At 75.5% G+C, this 23,364-nt stretch carries 21 protein-coding genes; 9 read left to right on the top strand and 12 right to left on the bottom strand.

All coding sequences use genetic code 11. The features are described 5' to 3' along the window. Positions 1 to 22 precede the first annotated feature (22 nt). From CP968_RS11105 to CP968_RS11135, 7 genes are all read right to left on the bottom strand, one after another. Positions 23 to 1,222, bottom strand: coding sequence for an FAD-dependent oxidoreductase (locus tag CP968_RS11105; protein WP_150517859.1), 1,200 nt, complete (start codon positions 1,220 to 1,222; stop codon positions 23 to 25). Beyond that, entirely contained in the window at positions 1,219 to 1,857 is a 639-nt protein-coding gene (locus CP968_RS11110) for an aspartate racemase/maleate isomerase family protein (protein ID WP_229886137.1), read from the bottom strand. Before CP968_RS11110 ends, CP968_RS11105 begins: the two co-directional genes overlap by 4 nt. Positions 1,858 to 2,064: 207 nt before the next feature. Beyond that, positions 2,065 to 2,739 (bottom strand): helix-turn-helix transcriptional regulator, encoded by a 675-nt coding sequence (locus CP968_RS11115; protein ID WP_208835984.1) that lies wholly within the window; start codon positions 2,737 to 2,739, stop codon positions 2,065 to 2,067. A gap of 1 nt (position 2,740) precedes the next feature. Further along, entirely contained in the window at positions 2,741 to 3,781 is a 1,041-nt protein-coding gene (locus tag CP968_RS11120; protein ID WP_167536790.1) for a DMT family transporter, read from the bottom strand. A gap of 194 nt (positions 3,782 to 3,975) precedes the next feature. Beyond that, positions 3,976 to 4,923: a LysR family transcriptional regulator gene (locus CP968_RS11125; RefSeq protein WP_150517861.1), complete on the bottom strand. Its 948-nt coding sequence runs from the start codon at positions 4,921 to 4,923 to the stop codon at positions 3,976 to 3,978. A gap of 7 nt (positions 4,924 to 4,930) precedes the next feature. After that, entirely contained in the window at positions 4,931 to 5,842 is a 912-nt protein-coding gene (locus CP968_RS11130; RefSeq protein WP_229886111.1) for a TIGR03619 family F420-dependent LLM class oxidoreductase, read from the bottom strand. Beyond that, complete coding sequence (locus tag CP968_RS11135) at positions 5,820 to 7,028, bottom strand: MFS transporter (RefSeq protein ID WP_150517863.1); 1,209 nt, start codon at positions 7,026 to 7,028, stop codon at positions 5,820 to 5,822. The genes CP968_RS11130 and CP968_RS11135 overlap by 23 nt, the downstream gene beginning before the upstream one ends. Positions 7,029 to 7,235: 207 nt before the next feature. Between CP968_RS11135 and CP968_RS11140 the strand changes: the two genes are divergently transcribed. After that, on the top strand, positions 7,236 to 8,939 hold the full coding sequence (locus tag CP968_RS11140) for a glutamate--tRNA ligase (RefSeq protein WP_150517864.1): 1,704 nt from the start codon (positions 7,236 to 7,238) through the stop codon (positions 8,937 to 8,939). A gap of 274 nt (positions 8,940 to 9,213) precedes the next feature. Here CP968_RS11140 and CP968_RS11145 read toward each other — a convergent pair whose 3' ends face one another. Continuing rightward, on the bottom strand, positions 9,214 to 9,738 hold the full coding sequence (locus CP968_RS11145) for a helix-turn-helix domain-containing protein (RefSeq protein WP_229886109.1): 525 nt from the start codon (positions 9,736 to 9,738) through the stop codon (positions 9,214 to 9,216). Between the two features lie 331 nt (positions 9,739 to 10,069). Between CP968_RS11145 and CP968_RS11150 the strand changes: the two genes are divergently transcribed. The 4 genes from CP968_RS11150 (at position 10,070) to CP968_RS11165 (ending at position 16,832) form a co-directional block, all read left to right on the top strand. Next, complete coding sequence (locus tag CP968_RS11150) at positions 10,070 to 14,089, top strand: type I polyketide synthase (RefSeq protein WP_150517865.1); 4,020 nt, start codon at positions 10,070 to 10,072, stop codon at positions 14,087 to 14,089. A gap of 136 nt (positions 14,090 to 14,225) precedes the next feature. Continuing rightward, on the top strand, positions 14,226 to 14,888 hold the full coding sequence (locus tag CP968_RS11155) for a TetR/AcrR family transcriptional regulator (RefSeq protein WP_150517866.1): 663 nt from the start codon (positions 14,226 to 14,228) through the stop codon (positions 14,886 to 14,888). 145 nt (positions 14,889 to 15,033) lie between these two features. Next, positions 15,034 to 15,681, top strand: coding sequence for a 2OG-Fe(II) oxygenase (locus tag CP968_RS11160; protein ID WP_150517867.1), 648 nt, complete (start codon positions 15,034 to 15,036; stop codon positions 15,679 to 15,681). Positions 15,682 to 15,848: 167 nt separating this feature from the next. After that, positions 15,849 to 16,832, top strand: coding sequence for an XdhC family protein (locus CP968_RS11165; protein ID WP_150517868.1), 984 nt, complete (start codon positions 15,849 to 15,851; stop codon positions 16,830 to 16,832). A gap of 43 nt (positions 16,833 to 16,875) precedes the next feature. Here the strand turns inward: CP968_RS11165 and CP968_RS11170 are convergent, their stop codons facing one another. Beyond that, complete coding sequence (locus CP968_RS11170) at positions 16,876 to 17,202, bottom strand: plasmid stabilization protein (protein ID WP_150517869.1); 327 nt, start codon at positions 17,200 to 17,202, stop codon at positions 16,876 to 16,878. A 133-nt stretch (positions 17,203 to 17,335) separates the two neighbouring features. Between CP968_RS11170 and CP968_RS11175 the strand changes: the two genes are divergently transcribed. Further along, positions 17,336 to 17,731, top strand: a complete 396-nt coding sequence (locus tag CP968_RS11175) for a DUF6479 family protein (protein WP_150517870.1) — start codon at positions 17,336 to 17,338, stop codon at positions 17,729 to 17,731. A gap of 99 nt (positions 17,732 to 17,830) precedes the next feature. On the opposite strand, the gene CP968_RS11180 is transcribed toward CP968_RS11175, so the two are convergent. Both CP968_RS11180 and ligD read right to left on the bottom strand, forming a co-directional pair. Then, positions 17,831 to 18,715 (bottom strand): ATP-dependent DNA ligase, encoded by an 885-nt coding sequence (locus CP968_RS11180; protein ID WP_150521857.1) that lies wholly within the window; start codon positions 18,713 to 18,715, stop codon positions 17,831 to 17,833. Next, the gene (ligD, locus tag CP968_RS11185; protein WP_150517871.1) at positions 18,715 to 19,620 is read right to left on the bottom strand and encodes a non-homologous end-joining DNA ligase; all 906 of its coding nucleotides are present in this window, start codon (positions 19,618 to 19,620) and stop codon (positions 18,715 to 18,717) included. The genes CP968_RS11180 and ligD overlap by 1 nt, the downstream gene beginning before the upstream one ends. Positions 19,621 to 19,651: 31 nt before the next feature. Here ligD and ku point away from each other — a divergent pair, with 31 nt between their 5' ends. Then, positions 19,652 to 20,728: a non-homologous end joining protein Ku gene (gene ku, locus CP968_RS11190; RefSeq protein ID WP_150517872.1), complete on the top strand. Its 1,077-nt coding sequence runs from the start codon at positions 19,652 to 19,654 to the stop codon at positions 20,726 to 20,728. Between the two features lie 33 nt (positions 20,729 to 20,761). Here the strand turns inward: ku and CP968_RS11195 are convergent, their stop codons facing one another. Then, positions 20,762 to 21,577 (bottom strand): nuclease-related domain-containing protein, encoded by an 816-nt coding sequence (locus tag CP968_RS11195; protein WP_167536928.1) that lies wholly within the window; start codon positions 21,575 to 21,577, stop codon positions 20,762 to 20,764. A 193-nt stretch (positions 21,578 to 21,770) separates the two neighbouring features. Between CP968_RS11195 and CP968_RS11200 the strand changes: the two genes are divergently transcribed. Together CP968_RS11200 and CP968_RS11205 are read left to right on the top strand one after the other, a co-directional pair. After that, entirely contained in the window at positions 21,771 to 22,403 is a 633-nt protein-coding gene (locus CP968_RS11200; protein ID WP_150517874.1) for a hypothetical protein, read from the top strand. A gap of 201 nt (positions 22,404 to 22,604) precedes the next feature. After that, positions 22,605 to 23,363: a hypothetical protein gene (locus tag CP968_RS11205; RefSeq protein WP_150517875.1), complete on the top strand. Its 759-nt coding sequence runs from the start codon at positions 22,605 to 22,607 to the stop codon at positions 23,361 to 23,363. Position 23,364: the final 1 nt, after the last annotated feature.

The raw sequence follows: 23,364 nt of genomic DNA on the forward strand, positions 1-23,364 counted from the left end.
CCTGCGGGCGGGCGCCGTTCGGTCAGGCGCGGACCACCGGGCGCGGGGCGCAGTCCAGCAGCGAGGCCTTGACGAGGTAGTCGGTGCGCCGGTCCGGGTCGGCGGCGACGGCGGCGATGTCGTCCAGGGCGCGGGCGAGCGCGCCGGGGTCGCCGATGCCGGCGGTACGGGCCTCGCTGCGCGGGATCACCGCGTCGAGCACGGCGCCGCGGCGTTCGGCGGCGACCCGGGTGAGCGTGCGGTCGTCGGCTCCGTGGTGGACGGCGGCGACGGCCCGGCCCCACGCGACGGCGTCGTGCAGCCCGCAGTTCATGTTCATGCCGCCGGCGGTGGAGGTCAGGTGGGCGGCGTCCCCGGCGAACAGCACGTTCCCGACGCGGAAGTCCGGCAGGACGTACGCCGCGAGCCGGTAGGTGTGCGCTCCGGTGACGCGGATGTCGGCGGCGGCGCCGGGCAGGCTCCGGGCCAGGAGGTCGCGCACCGCCGGGCGGGCGGTCACCTCCTCGCGCGGCACGGCGCCGGGGATGCGGAAGATCAGCCGCCAGTGGTCCGGCAGGCCGAGCATGCTGAAGGAGCCGCGGGCGTCGCGCACGTAGGACAGGGCGGACAGGTCGGGCAGCACCTCGTCGAGCGGGGTCGGGGTGACCACGCGCAGGGCGTACGTGTCGTACGGCCGGGCCGTGGAGGGCAGGCGCAGCAGGTCGCGCACCGTGCTGCGGCTGCCGTCGGCGGCGATGACGTGGCGGGCGTCGAGCGGGAAGCGGCTGCCGTCGGGGCCGCCGCACCAGACGCGGACCCCGTCGCCGGCCGGGCGGAGGTCGAAGACCTCGCTGGAGAAGCGGACTTCGGCGTGCGGGTGGGCGGCGAGGGCGTCGAGCAGCAGCGGGGTGAGCCGGGCCTGTTCGACGTGGACCCGGTACGGGTGGTCGGTGCGGCCGTCCAGGGCCTCGTAGCCGATCCGGTGGACGACGCGCTGGGCGAGGTCGCGCCACTGGATCTCGCGGACCGTGCGGCCGGCCGCGCACAGGGCGTCGGCGACCCCGAGTTCGGCCAGCAGGTCGAGGGTGGAGGGGTGGAAGGTGGAGGCCCGGGAGGCGGTGGACAGGCCGTCGGCCGCCTCCAGCACCGTGACGGGCACCCCCGCGCGGGCGAGCACCAGGGCGGCGGTGAGGCCGACCGGTCCCGCGCCGACGACCACCGTACGGACCGGGCCGGCGCTCACGCCGCGCTGCCCGCGAGCCGGTGCAGCGGCCAGAGCGCCTCGCCCTGCGGGACGTCGCGGCCCGCCTGCTTGAGGGCCCAGCGGGCCGAGCAGATGTTGGAGGTCAGCAGGGTGCGGCGGTTGTCGGCGCCGAGCTGCCGCAGGGCCTCGAAGGTGAACATCCCGGTGCCGGTGAGGAGCAGCACCGCGTCGTCCGCGGGCGCGGCCTCGTTCACCTGGTCCACCAGGTCGCGGGTGGTCACGTCGTACGGGGAGTAGCGGTCGCCGGCCCGGACCTTGACGGTCTGCGTGACGCGCAGCCCGGCGCGCTCCCAGTAGCCGGCCGACAGGTCCGTGAGCCAGGGCTGGTAGGGGGAGACCAGGACGATGTCGGTGATGCCGAGGTCGCCGGTGGTGTCCAGGGTGGCGAGGGTGGAGGAGGCGACGGGGGCGCCGGCGTCGGCGCCGATCTTCTCGCACAGCGCCCGGTCGCCGTCCGGGTCCAGGAGGTAGTGGGACCCGCTGCAGGCCACCACGACGGCGTCGAGGGCCAGGCCGCCGAATCCGGCGACGACGGCGGGCAGTTGCTCGTTGTAGACGTCGAGTCGCTCGCGCAGGTCCCGGCCCGGCAGGACCGGGAACCGCGAGGTGTGCACATTCAAGGCGGGCCGTACGAGAGTGCCGATTTCCGGTTCCGCCGCGGCATTTCCGGACGGTACGACCACGCCGACCCGCGCCGCTGCATGCAAAGACATGTGGGGCCCCATTCAATGGCAAGGAGTCTCATGTTCCCGGGGCGGTGGACGCTCTCCCGGGTGACATTCGAAACCGTATGCGGGGGCTCTTTCGGCGGCACTACGGAATCACGCAGTCAGTGGAATGTGCCGACCAGGTGACGGCTCCGGCATATTCCCCGGGACCGGGACCGGGACCGGGACGGGAGCCGGGAGCGGGCCGGGGTGCGGGACGGCGCCGGAGTCCGTCTCCGTCCCCGGCCGCCCCGCCGGTCCCGCCTCCGCCTCCGGGCACGGGGAGGGCGCGTAGATGCCCAGGGCGGAGGCCAGTTGGGCCCGCCGGCGGATGGACAGCTTCCGGTACATCCGCGTGAGGTGCTGCTCGACGGCGCGGACCGAGACGTTCAGCCGGTCCGCGATCTCCTGGTTGGTCATGCCGCCGAGCACCAGCAGGGCGATCCTGCGCTCGTGCGGCGAGAGCGTCCCCGCGCCGGGGGCGGCGGGGGCCCCCACGGCGGCGGTCAGCTGCCCGTACTCGACGTTCCACCGCCGCACCCGCGCGCCCGTGACCAGGGCGGCGGCCGAGAGCGGGTCGCCGCGCACCACGCGGTGCAGGGACACCTCGTCCGGCACGTCGAGGACGAGCACCTCCCCGCCGCCGTCGGCCCAGGGGCCGCCGCCGACGAGGATGCCGCGGGCCGCGAGGTTGCGCAGGTACTCCTCGTGCTGCGGCCAGGCCGACCGGAGGCGCCCGCCACCCGCGGGGAAGGACCGCTCCACCACGTACACGGCCTTGACCTCCACGTCAGCTTCCGGCGGCGGAGGTCCTGGCCGGCGCGGCGGCCGGGGCTCCCGCGTCGGGCGCGTCCCGTTCCGGCGCGGCCCCGGCGGCCTCCGCGGGCGCGCCGGCCTCCACGGTCCCGTCCGCCGCCGGCTCCTTCGCGGGCTCGGCGGACGTCGCGGGAGCTGCGGGCTCGGCAGGCTTGCGGCGCAGCAGCCCGGTGGCGACCAGGACGGCGACGGTGCCCAGCAGCACGGTCCAGCCGAGGGGCTCGTCCAGGAACACCGCGCCGAGGACGACGGAGACGACGGTCATCAGGTAGATGACCGTGGCCGCGGCGGCCGGGCCGTCCTTGCCGATGATGATGGTGTTGAGCAGGACGGCGAAGCCGGTGCACATGACGCCGAGGATGACGAGGGCGATCACCGAGTCGGTGCGCCATTCGACGGGCTCCAGGCCGATGAACGGCACCGCGACCAGGGTCATCACGGCCGCCATCGCCAGCTGACCGCCCACCAGCATGAAGACGGGGATGCCGCGCCCGGTCAGGAAGCGCCCGACGTAGGCGAAGCTGCTGCCGAAGCTGACGGCGCCGAGCGCGAAGTAGATCACGCTGGTGGTGGAGACGTGGGTGCCGTCGCTCCACGGCGCGGCCACCAGCACCACGCCGAGCAGGCCGACCACCATGCCCCAGATCCGGGCCGCGCCCAGCCTCTTCTCCGTGCCCAGCAGCACCGCCGCGCCCAGCGTCCACACCGGGCCGGTGCCGCTGACGATGCCCGCGATGTTGCTGGAGCCGGTGCGCTCGCCCTCGGCGAAGAGCAGCCACGGCACGGCGTTGCCGAGCAGGGCCGCGACGGCCATGTGGCCCAGCACGGTGCGGTCGCGCGGCAGTTTCTGGCCCTTGGCGTAGCCGATGCTGAGGATGACCGCGGCGCCGAGGACCAGGCGTACGAAGACCATCTCGACCGGCGAGAAGCCGTAGCCGGAGATCTTGATCCACAGGAAGACCGAGCCCCAGAGCAGGCTCAGTACGGCGAGCCGACCGATGGCGGCTTTCGACATGACTCTCCCTCGATAGGGAGCACCCGGCGGACTCGGGCACAGGTGCTCACAGGGCCGAACCCGGGTCGGCCGGGCCCTGCTGAGGACCCGGCCCCGGGGGCTCCACGAGCCTCACAGCCCGTGCGCGGCGCGTCCATCGAGAGTTATTACCGATGATCTTTAAGTGGCCCTTACGGATGCCCGCGGGCCGGGCGTCACGGGTGCGGGCGGGCGTCCGCGGCCTCGCGCAGCGCCTCCAGTACGGCCGCGATCTGCGGCACCGCCGCCTCTCCGGCCCGTACCGCGGCGAAGACCTGTCGGCTGGGCGCGTCGTCGAAGAGCCGCAGCGTCAGCCCGGCGCCGGAGGCCCCGGCGGCCAGCCGGGGGACCAGGCTGATGCCCAGGCCCTCGCGGACGGCCGCGAAGGTGGCCTGCCAGTCGCCGATGGCGTGCGTGGCCCGCGGGGTGAACCCGGCGGCGGCGCAGGCGGCCAGCGGGATCTCCTGGCACATCCCCGCGGTGGCGAAGATCCACGCCTCGTCGGCCAGGTCCGTCAGGGTCAGCGAGGGGGCGTCGGCGAGCGGATGCCCGGGCGGCAGCGCCACGTCGAACACCTCCTCCATCAGCGGCACCTTGTCGAAGCGGGCGTCCCGGACGGGGGCGGCCGGGCCCTCCACGGCGATGACCACGTCGGTCCGCCCGTCGGCCAGCATGTCGAAGCTGACGGGCGGGTCGACCTCGGCGAGCTGTGTGCGCAGCCCCGGCCGGGTCCGCCGCAGGATGCCGGCGGCGGGGAGGATCAGCGGGGCCAGGGTGGTGGCGAAGCCGGCCACGCCCACGTCGCCGGACTCGCCCTGCCGGTAGGCGGAGACGGCCTCGCGCAGCCGCTCCGCCTGCTCGAACAGTTCGTGCGCGTGGCGCACCACCACCCGTGCGGCGCCGGTCAGCCGCAGCCGCCGCCCGACCGGTTCGGTGAGCGGTACGCCCAGCTCGCGGGCGAGCGCGGCCAGTTGCTGGGAGACCGCGGAGGGCGTCAGGTGCAGGGCCGCGGCCACCGCGCTGACGGTGCCGCGCTGTTCGAGCTCGACGAGGACCCGCAGCCTGCGCAGGTCCAGGTCGCCGTGGCGGGGCCGTGCGGCCCCGCGTCCCGTGCCGGTGTCCATGCCGGGGTCAACCCCGGCGCAACCGCTGGTGTTCCAGGTCCACCAGCTCGGCCGCGACGGTCTCCAGGGTCTCCAGGTCCCGCTTGGCCAGGTCCGCGGTGCGCGGCTCGCCGAGGAAGGTGGGGTCGAGGACCACGGTCGCGGCGCCGAGCGAGTCGAGCAGGTCCAGGTCCTCCCGGATCTGGCCGAGGCTGCCCTCGCCCAGCACCCGGTCCGCGCCGAGCGGGCGCCCGGTGATCCGCAGCTTGATCCGCGGGACCAGCGCGGGCACGGGCAGCCCGAGCCGGTCGGCGGCGTCCCGCAGGGAGGGCAGGCCGTACCCGACGAGCCAGTCGGCGGTCACCGAGGTGGGGTGCCAGGCGTCCCCGTGGCGGACCGCGCGGCGCATGGCGCCGGCGCTGTGGCCGCCGACCCAGACGGGCGGGCCGGGCCGCTGCACGGGCAGCGGCCCGGTGCGCAGCCCCTCGACGGACACGAACTCGCCCCGGAAGGTGACCTCTTCCTCGGCCCAGCAGGCCTTGATGAGCCGCAGGTACTCGTCGCTGCGGGCCCCGCGCCGCTCGAAGGGGACGCCCAGCGCGGCGAACTCCCCGGCGGCCCAGCCGGCCGCGGCGCCGAAGACGAACCGGCCTCCGCTGAGCTGGTCGATGTTGGCCACCAGCCGGGCCACCTGCACGGGGTGCCGGTACGGGAGGATCGTGACGGTCGTGCCGAGGCCGATGCGGCGGGTCGTCCCGGCCAGCCAGGCCAGGACGGTGAAGGGGTCGTAGAAGGGGGTGGCGAACAGCCGGTGCACCTCCGGGGTGACCGCCACGTGGTCGGAGAGCAGCAGGTGGTGGTAGCCGAGCTCCTCCAGGCGCCGGGCCCAGTCCTGGAGGGAGCCGGGCGAGGCGTCCTCACCGTAGTTGGGTACGTTCACGCCGATCTTCACAGGGGGTTCCCTTCGTCGCGCCGGCGGCCCCGGAGCCGTCGGCCGTGCGCCGCGCCGTGCGGCCGGTGGTCAGGTGGACAGCGAGGGCGAGCCCGGCGCAGGCGGCGGCGCCCAGCGGCAGGGTGTGCGGGGCGGCGCCCGCGGCGAGGGCGGCCCCGCCGAGCCCCGCTCCGGCCGCGCCGCCGAGGTAGGTGGCGGAGCTGTTGAGGGCGAGGGCGGCCGGTCCCGCGGCGGTGGAGATCCCGAGCAGCCGGTGCTGCTGGGGTACGACGAACGCCCAGCCCGCGGCGCCCCACAGCACGAGCAGCACCGGTCCGGCCGGACCGGCCGCGGCGGGCAGCGCGGCCAGCGCGAGGGCGAGCAGGGCCAGGAGGACGCCGACCAGGGCGCCGGGGCGGCCGAGCCGGTCCAGGACCTGGCCGATGCCGAAGCTGCCCAGCACCCCGCCGAGCCCCCACAGCCACAGTCCGGGTCCGGCGCCGGCGGCTCCGGTGTCGGCCAGCACGGCGACGAGGTAGGTGTAGAGGCCCAGGCTGGCGGTGGCCTGGAGGAACGTGGTGAGGACGACGGAGCCGACGGAGCGGCTCAGTGCCTGGGCGAAGCGGCTGCGCAGGCTCTGCATCGGGGAGCCCTCGACGGCGGGCAGGAACAGCGCGAGGCCCGCGAGGGCCGCCGCGCCGAGCCCGGTGACCAGCCACAGGGCGGCGCGCCAGCCGGCCCGGTCGGCGAGCAGGACGCCGACCGGTACGCCGAGGACGGTTCCGGAGCTGAGGCCGCCCAGGACCACCGCGAGGGCGCGGCCGCGCCGTTCGGGGCCCGCGAGGGCCGAGGCGGCGGTGGCGGCCATGGGCATGAAGACGCCGGCGGCCACGCCCGCCGCGCCCCGGGCCGCCATCAGGACGGCGGTGCCGGGGGCGAGGGCGCTCACCGCGTTGGCGGCGGTGAACAGCGCGAGGGCGCCGAGCAGGACGGCGCGCACCCCGCGGCGCGACAGGGCCGCTCCGGCCGGCGGCGCCACGAGGGCGTAGGCGAGGGTGAAGACGGTGACCAGCTGGCCGGTCAGCGCGGTCGAGCCGTGCAGGTCGGCGGAGATCTCCGGGAGCAGTCCGGCCATCACGTAGGTGTCCGTGCCCACGGCGAAGGCACCCGCCCCGAGCAGCAGTACGCGTCGCACCCTTTCCTCCTCCGATCCCGGGGCCCGGTCCGCCCGGACAGCAGCCTCCCCCGGAAATGCCGTCCGTGGGGCGTTCCGGGCTCCGGAAGGTACGGAAAACCACACCCGCGTGTCCGGGGAGGCGGGTGGTGCGGCGGTGCGGTCCTAGGGTCCGGAGGGCGGTGACACACCGCGTCTCATCGTCGGACGACGACGGAAGGATGCGCCATGCACGACCGCGGACTCCTCGACACCATCGACTCGTGGTTCCCCGCCCGGCTCCCCGAACTCCGGCACTGGGAGACCCTCTTCGCACCCCGCACGCTGCCGCCCGGAGCCGAGGTGACCCGGTTCGCGCCGAGCCCGACCGGCTCCCTGCACCTGGGCGGCCTGTACGTGGCCGCGCTCGCCCGGGAGAGCGCGGCGGTGACCGGCGGGGTGTACCTGCTGCGGATCGAGGACACCGACAAGCGGCGCGAGGTCGCAGGGGCCGAGGCGGAGTTCGGCCGGGTCTTCGACTACTTCGGGCTCGCCCCGGACGAGGGCGGGACGACGGGCGCCCACGGGCCGTACCGGCAGTCGGAGCGCGCGGAGATCTACCTCAGCCACGCCCGCGACCTGGTGCGCCGGGAGCTGGCCTACCCGTGCTTCTGCTCCGCGGAGGACCTGGCCCGGGGCGCGCGGGAGCAGCAGGCCTCGCGCTCGCCGATCGGGTACTACGGCAAGTGGGCGCCCTGCCGGGGGCTGTCGGTGGCGCGGGCCGACGCGCGGATCGCCGCGGGCGAGCCGTACACGGTCCGGCTGCGCCGCCCGGCGGGGATGCCGGGGCGGGTGCGGTTCCGCGACCGGATCCGGGGCTCCCTGACCATGCTGGACAACGGCAACGACGTGGTGCTCCTCAAGTCGGCCGAGGCCGGGGTGCGGCTTCCGACCTACCACTTCGCGCACGTGGTGGACGACCACCTGATGGGGGTCACGCTGGTGATCCGCGGCGAGGAGTGGATCTCCTCGCTGCCGCTGCACCGGCAGCTGCACGAGGCGCTGGGCTTCCGGGCGCCGCAGTACGCGCACATCGCGGCCCTGATGAAGGTGGACGGCGGCAGCCGGCGCAAGCTGAGCAAGCGCAAGGACCCGGAGTCGGCGGCCTCGTTCTACGTGGCGGCGGGCTATCCGGCCCGCGCCGTCCTGCACTACCTGCGGGGGCTGGCCAACAGCCGGCTCGCGGAGCTGCCCGCGGACGAGGCGCTGGCCACCCCGGTGCGGCTGGCCGAATCCGGCCTGTCGGGGCCGCTGGTGGACCTGGCCCGGCTGCGCTCGCTCAGCCGCGACCACATCGCGTCGCTGCCGCCGCGGGAGGCGCTCGACGCCCTGCGCACCTGGGCCGGCGGCCACGATCCCGAGCTGGCGGAGGTCCTGGCGCGGCACGGGGAGCTCGCGGTGCGGGTCTTCGAGATCGCCCGGCGGGGCACCGGCACGCCGCGCAAGGACCTGGCCTGCTGGTCGGAGTTCCGGGAGGCGTACGGCTTCTTCTTCCCCGAGCTGCACACCCCCGTGCGCTCCCCCGAGGACCCCCGGTTCGGCGGTCTGCCGGCGGGCGCGGTGGCCCGGGTCGCGGCGGAGCTGGCGGCGGGGGCGGGTCTGCCGGGCGGCGCGGCCGGGGAGGCCGGGGAGGTGCCGTGGCTGGACCGGCTGCGCGAGCTGGCCGGGCGGCTGGGCTACGCGCCGGACGTGCGGACGTACCGCGCGGAGCCGGAGCGCTACCGCGGTTCGGTACGGGACGTGGCGAACGTGCTGCGGGTCTGCGTGACCGGCCGGACCCGCAGCCCCGACCTGTTCCAGGTGACCGGCGCCCTCGGCGAGGCGGAGGTGCTCCGGCGCCTCGCCCCCCTGGCGGCCCTGGCCCCACCGGCCGAACCGGCCCTCTGCGGCTGACCCCCGGCCGACGCCGCCACGGGCCCGGGCGCACCGGGCGCGGGCCGGCGACCCGGACGCGCCGGTGGGCCGGACGCGCCGGCGACCCGGACGCGCCGGCGACCCGGACGCGCCGGCGACCCGGACGCGCCGGTGGGCCGGACGCGCCGGTGGGCCGGACGCGCCGGTGGGCCGGACGCGCCGGTGGGCCGGACCCCTTGCGGGGGTCCGGCCCACCGGCACGTCTGCGGACGCGGGTCGCGGCCCGGGCCGCGGGGCCCGGGCCGGGGGCGGCTCAGCCGACCGCCGCCAGGCTGCCGGCTTGCGGCTGGAGCGCGTTCAGCGCCATGGCCAGCTGCGCCCTGCGGCTGATCGAAAGCTTCTGGTAGATGCGCGTGATGTGCTGCTCCACGGCCCGCGGCGACACCGTGAACCGGTCGGCTATCTGCCGGTTGGTCAGCCCGGCCAGCATCAGCCGCGCCACGCGCCATTCGTGCGCGCTCAGCCCGTCGGTGCTCGCGGCGGCCTCCCGGCCCGGCGCGAGCGCCCCCTCCTCGGCCCCCACCAGGTCCCCCAGCGCCCGGATGCGGACCTCGACCACCAGCCGCTCCTGAACGTACGGATCCCGCCCCAGCACGCGTTGCAGGGCGGCGCGGTCCTCGACCTTCACGACGAGCATCTCACCGCGCCCCCCGTCCCATTCACCCCCGTCGACGAGCACACCGAGGCGGGACATTCTTCGCCAGTAGGCCCGGTGCGCGGATCGCGCTCGGATCAGCCGGTCGTCGTTGCGGAACTCTCTGTCGATCAGGAACTTCACCACTGAAACCGCCAATTCCAGCCATAGGAGGCCGGCGGGCCCCCAACCCATCCTTAGCGAACAGCGGAGAACGATACACGCCAAGTCAAAGTTGCACTGGGGGGCAATCTCATTCGGCCATGCAATGTAAACAGGGCACTTGTCGAGTTGGCACGATTCCTCCCGCGCCGGAGTTGCCCAAACCGGGCACAAGATGGCAGTACCCCCATGAAATATCACCGCCGTGTGAACAAAGATTGCCCTGGAGTGCATCGTTGAACCACTATCGATCCAGTGGTGATCCCCCCTCACATCACGACGTCCGTCGTCTTCTTGACCAGATGGGATTCACATGAGCAGCATCGATCCGGTCAGAACCGTCGCCGTTGTCGGCATGGGCTGCCGCTTCCCCGGGGCCTCGGGGACCGACGCTTTCTGGAAGAACCTCACGGCCAATACGGATTCCATTACTCCGATTCCTTCGGAGCGATTCGATGCGGCGCGGTATCACTCCACGACTCCCGGAACGCCCGGCCGGACGGTTTCCCGCCACGGCGGTTTCCTCGACGATCCGTTCTCTTTCGACGCCCCTTTCTTCGGAATTTCTCCGGCCGAGGCCGCTTTACTCGACCCGCAGCACCGGCTGCTGCTGCCGGTGGTGTGGGAAGCGCTGGAAGACGCCGGCATCGCACCCTCGGCCCTGGCCGGCAGCAGCACGGGCGTCTACATCGGCCAGGCCACCGGCGACTACGCCGACACCGGGCTGCACGTGGACCCGACCCTCGGCGAGGCCACCGGCAGCCGGCTGCGGTCCATGGCCGCCGGGCGCATCTCGTACGCCCTCGACCTGCGCGGGCCCAGCATGACCATCGACACCGCCTGCTCCTCCTCGCTGGTCGCCGTGCACACGGCCCGGCAGAGCCTGCTGAGCGGCGAGGCCGAGGTGGCCGTCGCGGGCGGGGTCAACGTGATCCTCTCCCCCCGCGACTCCATCGCCTACTCGCAGGCCGAGATGCTCTCCCCGGACGGCCGCTGCAAGTTCGGCGACGCCGGCGCCGACGGCTTCGTCCGCAGCGAGGGCATCGGGGTGGTGGTGCTCAAGCCGCTGCCGGCCGCCCTGCGCGACGGTGACCGCGTCCTGGCCCTGCTGCCCGGGAGCGCGGTGACCAACGACGGCCGGGGCAGCGGGCTGCTGCTCAAGCCCGCCGTCTCGGGCCAGACCGCCATGTTCGAGGCGGCCTGCCGCGACGCCGGGGTGCGCCCGGGCGACCTGGACTACGTGGAGGCGCACGGCACCGGGACCCCGGTGGGCGACGCGGTGGAGCTGCGGGCCCTGGCCGCGGCCGTGGCCGGTTCCCGTACCGCGCGGCGCCCGCTGCGGACCGGCTCGGTCAAGAGCAACATCGGGCACACCGAGGCCGCCGCGGGCATCGCCGGCCTGATCAAGGCCGTCCTGGCGGCGCACCACGGCACGGTCCCCGCCTCGCTGCACCACCACACCCCGAACCCGGTCCTCGCGGACCTCCCGGTCTCGGTGGTCACCCGCAACGAGCCGCTCGGGCGGGGCAGCGGCCGGGCCCTGCTCGGGGTGAGCTCCTTCGGCCTGTCCGGAACGAACGCGCACGTGGTGGTGGCCGAGCACCTGCCGGAGCCGGCCGCGTCCGGCTCCTCCGGCGCCCGGCGCCCCGGCCCGCCCGCGCGGGCCGCCGTCGGTGCCGGCCGCGGCGCGCCGCCGCGCCCGGCGCCGCCCGCCGCGGAGGCCGCCCTCCTGGTGCTCAGCGCCCGCTCCCCCGCCGCCCTGGAACGGCTGGCCGCGCGGTACGCCGACTTCCTCGGCCCGGACGGCGCCGGCCGGGACCTGGACCTGGCGGAGGTCTGCGCGGCGGCCGCCCTGCGCCGCGACGCGCACCCGTACCGCCTGTGGGTCACCGGCAGCGCGCACGACGAACTCGCCGCCGGGCTGCGGGAGCTGGCCCGCGGCGGCCGCCCGGACAACGGCGGCGCCGGACCCGGGGTGTTCGGGCCGGGCCTGCGCACGGTCTTCGTCTTCCCCGGGCAGGGCTCCCAGTGGACGGGCATGGGCCGCGCGCTGCTGGAGTCCTCCGCCGCATTCCGCGAGGCGCTGGAGGCGTGCGACGCGGCGGTGCGCGAGGAGGCCGGCTGGTCGGTGCTGGAGGTGCTGCGCGCGCCGGGCGAGGACTTCCCCGACGACGTCGGCACCGTCCAGCCCGTCCTGTGGGCGATGGAGGTGGCACTCGCCGCGTACTGGCGGGAGGCCGGGGTGACCCCGGACGTGTGCGTGGGCCACAGCATGGGCGAGGTGGCGGCGGCGGTCGTCGCGGGCGGGCTGGGCCTGCGCGACGGCGCGGCGGTCATCTGCCGGCGCAGCGCCCTGATGCGCTCGCTGGCCGGTCGCGGGGCCATGCTCGCCACCGAGCTCTCCGCCGACCGGGCCCGCGAGCTGGCCCGGTCCGAGGCGGGCGGGACGGTGTGCGTCGCCGCCGAGAACGCGCCGGAGTCGACCGTGCTGTCGGGCGAGCGGGCCGGGCTGGAGCGGCTGGCGCGGCGGCTGGACGAACGGGGCGTCTTCCACCGGCCGGTGCGGGTGAACGTGGCCTCCCACTCCCCGCTCATGGACGGGATCACCGGAGAGCTGCTGGAGGCCCTGGCCGACGTGGCCCCGGTGCCCGCGCACACCGCGCTCTACTCCACGCTGCGCGGCACGGAGCTGGACGGTCCCGAACTGGACGCCCGCTACTGGGTGGACAACCTGCGGGAGCCGGTGCTGTTCCACGGCGCGGTGTCGGCGCTGGCGAAGGACGCGGACGCCGTCTTCGTCGAGATCAGCCCCCATCCGGTACTCCAGGCCGCGCTGGAGGACACCCTCGCGGCGGCCGGATCCGCATCGGCCGTCACGGGTTCGACCCGGCGCGGCCGTCCGGAGCGGGCCGAGCTGGCCCGCTCCCTGGGCCGGGTCTTCGCGGCGGGCGGGCGGGTGCGCTGGGAGCGGTGGTTCCGCGACGGCTCCCCGCACGTGCCGCTGCCCGGATACCCGTGGGACGAGGAGCACCTGCGCCGCCCCGGGGCGGCCGGCGGGGCCTTCGGCGGGCCGGAGCCTGCGGAGCCCGCGCAGCCGGCCGGGCTGGGCTCGTACGTACGGCACTTCGGCCCGGGCGAGGACCTGGTGGGGGTCCGGGTGCGCGGGCTGGACCTGGTCGCGCCGGTGGTGTCGCTGGCGGTCCTGCACGCGGCGGCCGCCGCGCGGTTCCCCGGCGGGGCGCTGATCCGGGACGTACGGGTGGGCGCCGACCCGGTGCCGGCCGGCGCGGGCGGGGTCACCCTCGGGGTGCGCCTGGACGACGCGCCCGAGGGCCGGCCGCGCCCGGCGGCCGTCCGCGCCGCGGGCCCGGCGGGCGGCGCCGCGGGGGCGCCGGCCGTCTGCCTGTCCGCGTGGGTGGAGGGCGCGGGGCCGTCGGCCTCCGGGGCGGCCTGGTACGCGCGGGTCGACGAGGCCCTGGGCCGCTGCCGGGACTACCGGCCCGCTCCGGAGTTCTTCGCCTCGGCGGCCCGGCGGGAGTTCGAGATCGCGCCGGCGTTCCGGACCGTGCGGCGGCTGTGGACCGGGCCGGGCGAGGCCGTGGCCCACGTGGACCGGCCGGACGCGCCGCCCGAGGCCGCCTGGGAGGCGTGCCTGCTGCCGCTGCTGGCGGCGGTCGGGCCGGAGGACCGCTACCGGCCGGTGGCCTTCGACACGGTCCGGTTCCACGGGCCGCTCCCGGAGGACTTCTGGGTCCACTGCTCCGTGGCTCCGGGGCTGCCGGGCCGGGAGGCGCGGGCGGACGTGGTGGTCGCCGGGCCGGACGGGCGGCCGGTCGCGGAGTTCGGGGGGATCCGGCTGCACCGGCTGGAAACGGCCGGTGTCGGGGACGTGACCCGGTGGCTGTCCGACACCGCACTGCGGTTTTCCGACCTTGCCGTGGGCACCGTGGCGGACCTGACGCAGACGCCGAGGCGGGTGTTCACCTCGGCGCTGGCCGTGCTGCGCCCCTCGTTCGCCGCCGCGCCACCGGTGCCCGCGGGGGCCGTGGCCCGGCCCGGGCCGCACCTCGCGCGCCCCGTGCCGGAGGCCGCGGACGGGGCGGGGCCGGCCGCGGCCGGGCCGCATCCGCTCGTCGCCGAGGCGGCAAGGGTGCTGGTCATGGAGCCGGCGCGGATCGACGTGCGGCGGCCGCTGCGGGACTACGGGCTGGATTCCCTGATGGCCGCTCAACTGCGGGGGAGGCTGGCCGCGGACCACGGCATCGCGTACTCGGTCGGCCAGTTGCTGGGAACGCTCAGCGTCGAACGTCTGATCGCCGTTTCGGGCCACTGATTTCGAACACCCGGAGAGGATTTCGAACGGCCCGTGAGGGGCGGCGCACCGGCGCCGCCCCTCCTTCTGCGTTGTACTTTCAACCAATCATGGATCGTGGTACAACGTAGGCCATCCGACGGTGGCAGGAGCGGCAATGGACGAACGACTTCACCCCCCGCACGAACCCGTGGTGGGACGCCGCGAGCGCAACAAACAGAAGGTGCGCGGTCGTTTGTACACGGCCGCCCTGGAACTGTTCAGCGAAAAGGGCTACGAGCACACCTCGGTCGACGAGATCGCCGAGGCGGCCGACGTGGCGCGCGGCACCTTCTTCAACCACTTCCAGCGCAAGGAGGACCTCATCAGCGCGTGGGGCGAGGAACGGCGCGAGCGGCTGCGGGCCGAGCTCAACGCCTCCCCCACGGACAAGCACGAGTGTCTGCCGCTGGCGCTGGACCGCTGTATGCGCATCCTCGCCGAGATCAACGAGGGCGAGCGGAAGACCACCCAGTCCATGCTCAGCGCCTGGGTGAAGGCCGGCCGGCCGCTCCAGGAGGAGCCCTACCTCACCGACATATTCGCCTGTGTCATCGAGGACGCCCGCAGCCACGGCGAGATCCCGGCGAGCGTCAGCGCGCGGCGCGCGGGCCACGTCCTGCGCGACGTCTACTTCGGCACCCTCTACCGCTGGTGCCAGGAACCGGCGGACGCCTTCGAGCTCCGCGCGGAGCTGCACGCGGCGTGCGACATCGTGCTGAACGGGATCACCGGACGGTCCTGGGCCGCGGTCCCGGCCGGGCACGCCGCGGACCGCTGACGCCCACCGTCCCGACGCCTCGGCGCGGAGCACCGGCACCCTCGGGAACCCTTCGGATTTCCGTACAGAAGCACCCAGGACCGCACCCCTAGCCTGACGGTCGTCATACGGCCGATCCGGGCCGTTCCAGAGGGAGTTGCATCCGATGCTGCGTCACGACGCCCACTTCGTCCAGACCGACGACCTGATAGCCGCGCACATCGCCGAGGGAATCCTGCGCGATTCCGACGTGCGCGAACTCGACGCGACCTATCCGGCTCTCGACTCCTTCGAGAAGGTGGTGGTCTCCAACCGCGTGAAGCGGTTCCAGCTGAGCATCCAGTGGCTCTCCCGCGACGGGAAGCCGCTGGATGCGGCGGGGCGGCTCTCCGCGGTCTGGGCCCGGCTCCTGGACGAGCTGGACAGCGAGCGGTTCATCGCGCGGCTCGGCGCCGTGGTGGACCGCGACCTCTCCACCCTGCCGCGCGACATCGGGCTGTTCACCCACGCCAAGGGCGAGTACATCTCCATGCACCACGACGAGCCGGAGAAGGCCCTGACGGTCGTCCTGTACTTCAACCAGGACTGGCCGGCGGACGGCGGCGGCCACTTCGAGGTCCGCGTCTCGCACAACCCCTCCACGGCCCCGGTGCAGTCGCTGCCCCCGGACGCCGGCACCATGATCGCCTTCGACTCCTCCGTCTGGCACGCGACCTCCACGGTCACCACCGGGCGCACGCTGCGCGCCGCGGTCCTGGAGTTCTGGCGCGAGCGCCCCGCGAAGACCGCCCTGAACCCCTCGGGCGAGGGCTGACCGCGGCCGGATTCCGGTGGTCCGTACGAGTGCGGTGGGCCGGGGTCTGTGGGTTTCGGGGTGGGGACCGCGGGGGCGGCCGTGCGTAGGCTGGATTCCGAGGCCGCATCACGCCGTTGACCTGGCGCTTCGCGGGGAGTGAGCTCGTAGGGGAAGGGGCGGCGCGGATGCGTGAGCTGGTGGAGACGGCGCTGCGGTGGACGGCCGAGGGCCGGACCGGATTCCTGGCCCGGCCGGTCACCGAACAGGGCTTCGGCCCGCGGGACCCGGCCGGAGCCGTCCTGATCGACGCGCACGGCCAGTGCGTCGGAGCGCTGTACAACGGGGTGTTCGACGCCGAACTGGCCGCCGACGCGGCCGCCCTGCCCGCCGGGCGGACCGCCCGGGTGTGCGAGGTGTCGGTGGCCGGCGCCGAGGCCGTCCAGGCCCGGCTGACCTGCGGCGGATCGGCGGAGATCCTGCTCCAGCCGCTGTCGTCGGTCCCCGCCGAGTGGTGGGAGCTGCTCGGGCAGGGTGCCGGGGTGGCCCTGGTGACCCGGTTGAACGAGGCCGCCGACCGGGCGGTCAGCGAGGTCGTCCGGGCCGTCGACCCGCCGGGGCACGACGCGGCCCGGCGGGCCGGCGAACTGCTGGCGGCCCGCCGGCCCGGGCGGGACGCCCTGTACTCGGAGTCCGGCCTGGTGCTGGTGGAGGCCTACCCCTCCGCCCCGTTCCTGGTGATCGGCGGGAACGGGGAGCTGGCCGACGTCATCACCGCGCAGGCGTCCCTGCTCGGCTGGGGAGCGGCGTCCGTCGACAGCGCCGCCGCGGCCGGGAAGCTGCTCGCGGACCACCGGGACGCCGCCTGTCTGGTCATGCTCAGCCACGACCCGGCGGTCGACGTGCCGACGCTGCGGGAGGCGCTGGCACTGGGCATCCCGTACGTGGGCGCGCTGGGCTCCCGCCGGACCACCGCCCGGCGCCGCGAGGGGCTGGCCGCGGCCGGGGTGGGCGAGGCGCGGCTGGCCCTGGTGCACGGCCCGATCGGGCTCGACCTGGGTGCCCGGACCCCGGCGGAGACGGCGCTCGCCATCTGCGCCGAGATCCTGGGCGTGCTGGGCGGGCGCGAGGCCCGGGCCCTGCGCGACTCGGACGGCCCGCTGCGGGGCTGAGCCGCGGCCGGCGGGGCCGGGTGGAGCTGCGCACGGCAGGCGGTCAGGACTCGCCGAGGGCCCGCTTGAGCTGGGCCTTGTTCATGTCCGAGCGGCCGTGGACGTTGCGGCGCCGGGCCTCCGCGTAGAGCTGGTCGTACGTGGGGCCCTGGGCGCCGGAGTGGGAGTGCAGGCCACCGCGCCGGGAGGACGACATGTCCTCCAGGGACTCCTTGCTCGCGGTCTTGGACTCGCCCGCCCGCGCCCGCTCCTTGTTGACCGTCCGGGCGGCGATCTCCTTCGCCTTCTCCTCGGGCTCGCCGCGCCGCTCGACGCTCTCCTTGACGTGCTCGTACTGGCGCTCGCGCTTGGGTGATGATCCTCGGGGCATGACCGGTCTCCTCGCTCCGTCCCGGGCTCCGCTCCGGCGCTCTGCCGGCCTCCGTCCCGGGCGTGTACCCCGGATGCCGCACACCACCCCCGCAGAACAGAGCATTCCGGGCAAAGTGCGCGAAAATGACCTTATGTACGCGACCTTGAGCGTGGACAGGACCCTGACCAACATCGCCTGGTTCTTCGTCGTCGGGATCGTCGTGGTGGGCTTCCTCCTCGGCGGCTTCATCCTGGGCCGGCGGGTCCGGGACAAGGAGCCCGCTCCGCCCACCGCAGAGAGCCAGCCGCACCTCCCGGAGGGCGGAGCCGTCTACGAGGTCCGCGAGGAGCGGGAGTACGTGGAGTTCCCCCAGGCCGGCCTGAGACCGCACGACATGCAGGGCTACGGGAACTTCGGTTCCACCACCCACAGCCACCAGGAGGAGGCGCGGGCGGAACGCGAGTCCGGCTACGAGCACGTCGAGGGGCCGGACCCGCACCCCCAGCCCGGCTCTCCCCCGGATTCGGGTCGCGGCGCCCACAGCTGACCGCCGGCCCCGGGACGCACCCGGCAGCCCCCGCCCACCGACCGCTCCGCGCTCCGAGCACCGCACGCCCCCGACCCGTGACCCGCGCTCCGGCGCGGGTCACGGGTCCGTCCTCAGCCGCAGCACCTCGGGCGGCGGGTGCCGGGCCGAGGCGTGCCGGACCTCCGCCGCCAGCGGCGGGTCGAGCGGCCGGTAGGGGACCTCGCCGAGCCCGATCGCGGTGACCGTGGCCCCGGCGGGCGCGGTGGCGGCCCGGGCGGCCACGACCGCCGCGACCTCCGTGCGCAGCGCGGCGGTCAGCGGGCTGGACACCAGCGGGGTCCCGTCCCCCACGGGCAGCACGAGCACCAGGGCGAGCGGCCGGCGCGGGGTGCCGGTGTAGCCGACCGCGGCGGCGTCCCGCACGTCGGTGTGGCGCAGCTTGCGCCAGCCGCGCCGCCCGGCCGGGTAGGACTGGTCCAGCCGCTTGACCACCAGGCCCTCGATGCCGCTGGCGGGCAGGGTCTCGTACCAGGTGGCGGCCAGGTCCGGGTCGGTGGTCATCGGCACCGGCTGGAGCGGCGGGCCCAGCGGCAGCAGCAGGTCGACGAGGAGCGCCCGGCGCCGTTCGTACGGGCGCCCCCGCACGTCCAGCCCGGCCAGCTCCAGGACGTCGAAGGCGGCGTACGAGGCGGGCAGGGTCTGCGCCAGGACGGCGGCCCGCGCGGGCGTGGCCGCCGCCCGCCGCTGGACCAGGGCGAAGTCGGTGCGGCCCTCGTGCCAGACCACCACCTCGCCGTCCAGGACGGTTCCGGCGGGCAGCAGGCGGGCGGCGGCCGCCAGGTCGGGGAAGGCGGCGGTGACGGTCCGGCCGGAGCGCGCCTGGAGGACGACCCCGTCGGCCGAGCGCAGCACCACGAGGCGGTGGCCGTCGAACTTGGGCTCGTACGCCAGACCGGCCCCGCGCGGCAGGTCGCGCACGGCGGCGGCCAGCGCCACGCGGATCACGCGGCCGCTCCGCGCACCGCGGGCAGCCGGCCGACCCGGCCGGGTTCGGTCAGGGCGGCGAACAGGTCGCCGTCGCGGGCGAGCCGGGGGGCGATGTCGTCGGCGAGGAAGACCAGGTCGGCCGCGGTCCGGCAGGCCGCGACCTCCTGCCAGGAGACCGGCGCGGAGACGGTGGGCCGGGCCCGGGCGCGCAGGGTGTAGGGGGCGGCGGTGGTCTTGGCGGCGGCGTTCTGGCTGTGGTCCACGAAGACCTTGCCGGGGCGCAGGGCCTTGGCCATGCGGTGCACGACCAGGCCGGGCAGGTCCCGTTCGGCCTCTTGGGCGAGCCGCTTGGCGTAGGCGGACACCCGCTCGGAGGGGGTCGGCTCCAGGGGCACGGCCAGGTGCATGCCCTTGGAGCCGGAGGTCTTGGCGCAGGCGTGCAGCCCGTCGGCGGCGAGCCGCTCCCGCAGCCACAGGGCGGCGGCGCAGCACTCGACGACGGTGGCGGGCGGACCGGGGTCGAGGTCGAGGACCATCCGGTCGGCGCGGGCCGGGTGTCCGGCGGGCCACTGGGGGGTGTGGAACTCGACGACGAGGTTGGCGGCCCACATGAGGGCGGCCAGCCCGTCGACCACGACCTGCTCGGCGGACTGGTCCTCGGAGCGCGGCACGGGGGTGGTCCTCACCCAGTCGGGCGTGCCGGGCGGCGGGTTCTTGGTGAAGAACAGCTGCCCGCCGGGCCCGTCCGGATACCGCAGGAAGGACACCGGCCGGTCGTGGAGGTGGGCCAGCAGCGGGCCCGCGACGGTGGCGTAGTAGTGCAGCACCTCGCCCTTGGTGAAGCCGGTCTCCGGGTAGAGGACCTTGTCGAGATTGCTGAGCGCGATGCGCCGCCCCTCCACCAATGTGATCGGCGTCATACGATGAGACTGCCACGAATCAGGAGGAACCGTGCGATCCATATGGAACGGGGCGATCTCCTTCGGCCTGGTCAGCATTCCGATCAAGCTCGTGAACGCCACCGAGAGCCACTCGATCTCCTTCCGTCAGATCCACCTCGCCGACGGCGGCCGGGTCCGCTACCGCAAGGTGTGCGAGCTGGACGGCGAGGAGGTGTCCGCGGCCGAGATCGGCAAGGGGTACGAGGAGGCCGACGGGTCGATCATCCCGATCACCGACGACGACCTCGCCCGGCTTCCGCTGGCGACGGCGAAGACGATCGAGATCATGTCGTTCGTGCCCGCGGAGGAGATCGATCCGCTGCAACTGGACGCCGCGTACTACCTCGCGGCGAACGGGGCGACGGCCGCGAAGCCGTACACCCTGCTGCGGGAGGCGCTGAAACGGAGCCGCAAGGTCGCGATCGCCAAGTACGCGCTGCGCGGCCGGGAGCGGCTGGGCATGCTGCGGGTGGTCGACGACGTGATCGCGATGCACGGCCTGCTGTGGCCGGACGAGATCCGGGCGCCCGAAGGCGTGGCCCCGGAGGGTTCGGTGTCGGTGCGCGACGCCGAGCTCGACCTGGCGGACGCCCTGATGGCGACCCTGGGCGAGGTGGAGATGGCCTCGCTGCACGACGACTACCGGGAGGCCGTGGAGTCGATGATCGCCGAGAAGTCGGGCGGGGCCTTCGAGCCGGCGGCCGAAGCGGAGGTCGCTCCGGCCGGCGGGAAGGTGATCGACCTGATGGCGGCGCTGGAGAACAGCGTGCGGGCGGCCAGGGCATCCCGGGGGGAGGGCGGGGAGGCGCAGGCGGCGGCAGAAGCGGAGGTGACGCCGATCCGGCGCGGAGCGGCCGCCGGCGCGGCCGCGCCCAAGGCGGTCGGCGGGAAGAAGTCGACGGCGCGGACCGCGAAGAGGGCGGCGCCGGCCGCGGCGAAGAAGAAGAGCACCGCGACGGCCGGGACGGCGAAGACGGCCAAACCGGCGGCGAAGAAGGCCGCGGCCAAGTCCGCGGCGGCCACCGCGAAGAAGGCCTCGACCGCGAAGAAGGCCGCTCCCGCACCCCGCAAGCGCACCTCGGCCTGACCCGGCCGGCCCGCGGGCGCGGTCCGCCGAGGCCTACGCCCGCTCCCCCGCCCACCGCAGCCACGTACGGCTGTCGCGGGCGGCGGCGTAAAGGGCTTCGACGTCAGGGGGTTGCGGGGCGGCCGGGAGGCGGGCGAGCTCGGGGGTGGCCGTGGGGAGCCGCAGGACGCGCACGTCCCGGAGGGTGGGGGCGGTGTCCACGCGGGCGGCGTCCACGACGGCGAGGGCCGCCGCGACCGGGGTGGCGAGGACCCGGGCGGCCAGCGCGGCGGCCCGGCGGGCCCAGCGGGGGTCGGGGCGGGGTTCGCCGCGGCCGACCGCGAGCAGGAGGTCGCCGATCGTGACGCGGCGGCCCCGGGCCGGGACCGTGCGGACGCAGAAGGTGCCCGCCGGGCCGATGAGCAGGTGGTCGATGCGGCCGAGGCCCGGCAGCGGCACGCAGTGCACGGTCCGCCAGCCCTCGGGCTCCAGGGCGTCGAAGGCGTCGCCCGCCCGCTGCCGGGCGGTGAGCTCGTGGCGCAGCCGGTGGCGGGCCCGGGCCCCCGCCGGGCCGTGTTCCAGTTCGCCGAGCAGGCTCTCGCCCGGGCGGTTCGGGGCCAGGTCCGCGTCGGGCGGCAGGGCGAGGCGCAGCAGGCCGGCGGTGGTGGGCACCGGGGGCGGGCCGATGGACACCGTCCCGGTCAGGTAGGGCCGCAACACGCGCAGGACCGCCTCGCGCTGGTCGTCCGCGAGGACGCTGATCCGGTTCTCCTGCCGGTCGTACCAGGCCACCGCCCGCCCGTCGGGCAGGTTGACGAACAGCCGCCCGCGGCCCGGACGGCCGCTCGGCAGCACCTTGAGTGCCCGCATCGCGCTCACCCCCCGCGTCCATGGGAGCAGCCGGGGCGCCCGGGGGCAATCCCTCGGTCGTGTAACGACTCCGCCGGAACCCTGCGACGTCCCTGTTACACGAACGGGGCCCCGCCGCAACGGCCGCCGCCTAGGTTGGTGCTCCCGGACGCGCCCGACGCGTCCGACCCTGACCAGCCCCGAAGGACTCGCCGTGAGCACCGTCAGCCGCCGGACCCTCGTTCGCGCCACCGCCGTGACCGCGTGCGCCGGGAGCCTGCTGGCGCTGCCCGCCGCCGCGGCCCTGGCCGAGGGGGTGCCGGCGGCCTCGTCGGCGCACTCGGCGGGCCCGCAGCGGACCCTGGTCAAGACCCTCTCGCTGGCCGACGGCGTCTCCACGGCCCGGATCTACCACCTCGCGGGGACCGCCTACCAGGCCGACATCCTGGACGCGGAGGGCCGGACGGCGGCGACGCTGACCAGCCGGGACGGCATCACGGGCATCGGCGGCACCGGGGAGCTGCACGCCGCGCTCGGCCCGGAGGGGCGGCTGACCTCCTGGGTGGGCGACGCGCCCGCTCCGGGCGCCGGCCACGCCGTCTCGGGAGACGGGTACAAGACGGGCACGCGCAGCGGGCGCGTGGTCCCGGCCTCCGCCCCGCTGGACGGCAAGGGGTCCGGTGGCGCGGTCGGGGGCGGCGGCTCGGTCGACGCGCTGCGGCTGGACACCCTGGCCGACGGCCCCGGGGACGGCGTGCTGCTGCTCGCGGCGGGCGCCGGCATCGCCGCCGTGGGCGCCGCCGGGCTGGGCTTCGCGATGCTGCGGCGCGGCCGCACCGAGAGCTGACGGCCCCGCCCCGTCCGAAGTCCGCCCGCGCGCCGTCGCGCCGGTCCCGTGCCGCGCTCCGTACCGCTCCCGCCGGACCCGCAGGGCAAAACGGGCGTACCTCCGCATAAGGTTGGCGCAGCGGCATGACCGGATGCCGGACCGTACCCCCGTTACCCGTGCCACCGTGCACCCGCCGCGGACAGGAGGACGCTCGGCCCCGTGGATCCGTACCCCTCCCCTCCGGACTTCCGGCGCCGCGCCGCCGCGGGCGCCGTCCTGCTGGCGCTGTGCCTGTCGCCCGCGCTGACCGGCTGCGGCGACAGCGGCGGGCTGGCCGGCGCCGGCGCCACGCCGACCGCGAGCGGCCCCGTCCACCTGTGGCCGGACCGGCCGGCGGCGACCGTGCCGCCCCCGGATCCGGGCGGCGCGCCGCCCGAGTACGTCTCCGGGATCGCGCCCGTACGGGACCAGGACGTGCACGGGGTCGATCCGGTGGCGCTGGTCAAGGCGGAACTGCGGGCCCACCGGGGCGCCGTGGTCGGCGCCGACGGGATGCCCGCGGAGACGGCCGCGGCGATCGAGGCGTGCGGCGGGGACGGCGGGACCTGCCCGGTGATGGCGCCGTACTACCGGGACCTGACCGGCAACGGGCTCGACGAGCTGATCGTGGGCATCGAGCTGCCGGACCGGATGATGTCCGTACGGGCCTACACCGCGGACCCCGACGGACGGCTCAACCGGATCATGGCCACCACCGAGACCGTCATCTCCGTGGAGCTGGCGGGCCGGGACGTCGTCCTGCGGGTGCCGAGCGGCAACAACGGCTACGAGCTGATCACCGCCTGGTCCTGGGACGAGCGCCAGCGCACCATGCTGCCGACGCGCGAGCAGATCGTCCGGGTACCGGTGGCGCCCCGGTCCCCGTCCGCGCCGACCGCGCCCCCGTCGGCGGCCCCGTCCGCGCCGGGTGCGCCGTGAG

The organism is Streptomyces subrutilus (assembly GCF_008704535.1).
Taxonomy (GTDB): domain Bacteria; phylum Actinomycetota; class Actinomycetes; order Streptomycetales; family Streptomycetaceae; genus Streptomyces; species Streptomyces subrutilus.

Bases quoted from the DNA above. Each gene is read 5' to 3' on its own strand.
- CP968_RS11160 (WP_150517867.1), top strand. From the start codon at position 15,034: ATGCTGCGTCACGACGCCCACTTCGTCCAGACCGACGACCTGATAGCC.
- ligD (WP_150517871.1), bottom strand. From the start codon at position 19,620: ATGACGCCGATCACATTGGTGGAGGGGCGGCGCATCGCGCTCAGCAAT.
- CP968_RS11140 (WP_150517864.1), top strand. From the start codon at position 7,236: ATGCACGACCGCGGACTCCTCGACACCATCGACTCGTGGTTCCCCGCC.
- CP968_RS11175 (WP_150517870.1), top strand. From the start codon at position 17,336: ATGTACGCGACCTTGAGCGTGGACAGGACCCTGACCAACATCGCCTGG.
- CP968_RS11150 (WP_150517865.1), top strand. From the start codon at position 10,070: ATGAGCAGCATCGATCCGGTCAGAACCGTCGCCGTTGTCGGCATGGGC.
- CP968_RS11195 (WP_167536928.1), bottom strand. From the start codon at position 21,577: ATGCGGGCACTCAAGGTGCTGCCGAGCGGCCGTCCGGGCCGCGGGCGG.
- CP968_RS11170 (WP_150517869.1), bottom strand. From the start codon at position 17,202: ATGCCCCGAGGATCATCACCCAAGCGCGAGCGCCAGTACGAGCACGTC.
- CP968_RS11120 (WP_167536790.1), bottom strand. From the start codon at position 3,781: ATGTCGAAAGCCGCCATCGGTCGGCTCGCCGTACTGAGCCTGCTCTGG.
- CP968_RS11125 (WP_150517861.1), bottom strand. From the start codon at position 4,923: ATGGACACCGGCACGGGACGCGGGGCCGCACGGCCCCGCCACGGCGAC.
- CP968_RS11155 (WP_150517866.1), top strand. From the start codon at position 14,226: ATGGACGAACGACTTCACCCCCCGCACGAACCCGTGGTGGGACGCCGC.
- CP968_RS11165 (WP_150517868.1), top strand. From the start codon at position 15,849: ATGCGTGAGCTGGTGGAGACGGCGCTGCGGTGGACGGCCGAGGGCCGG.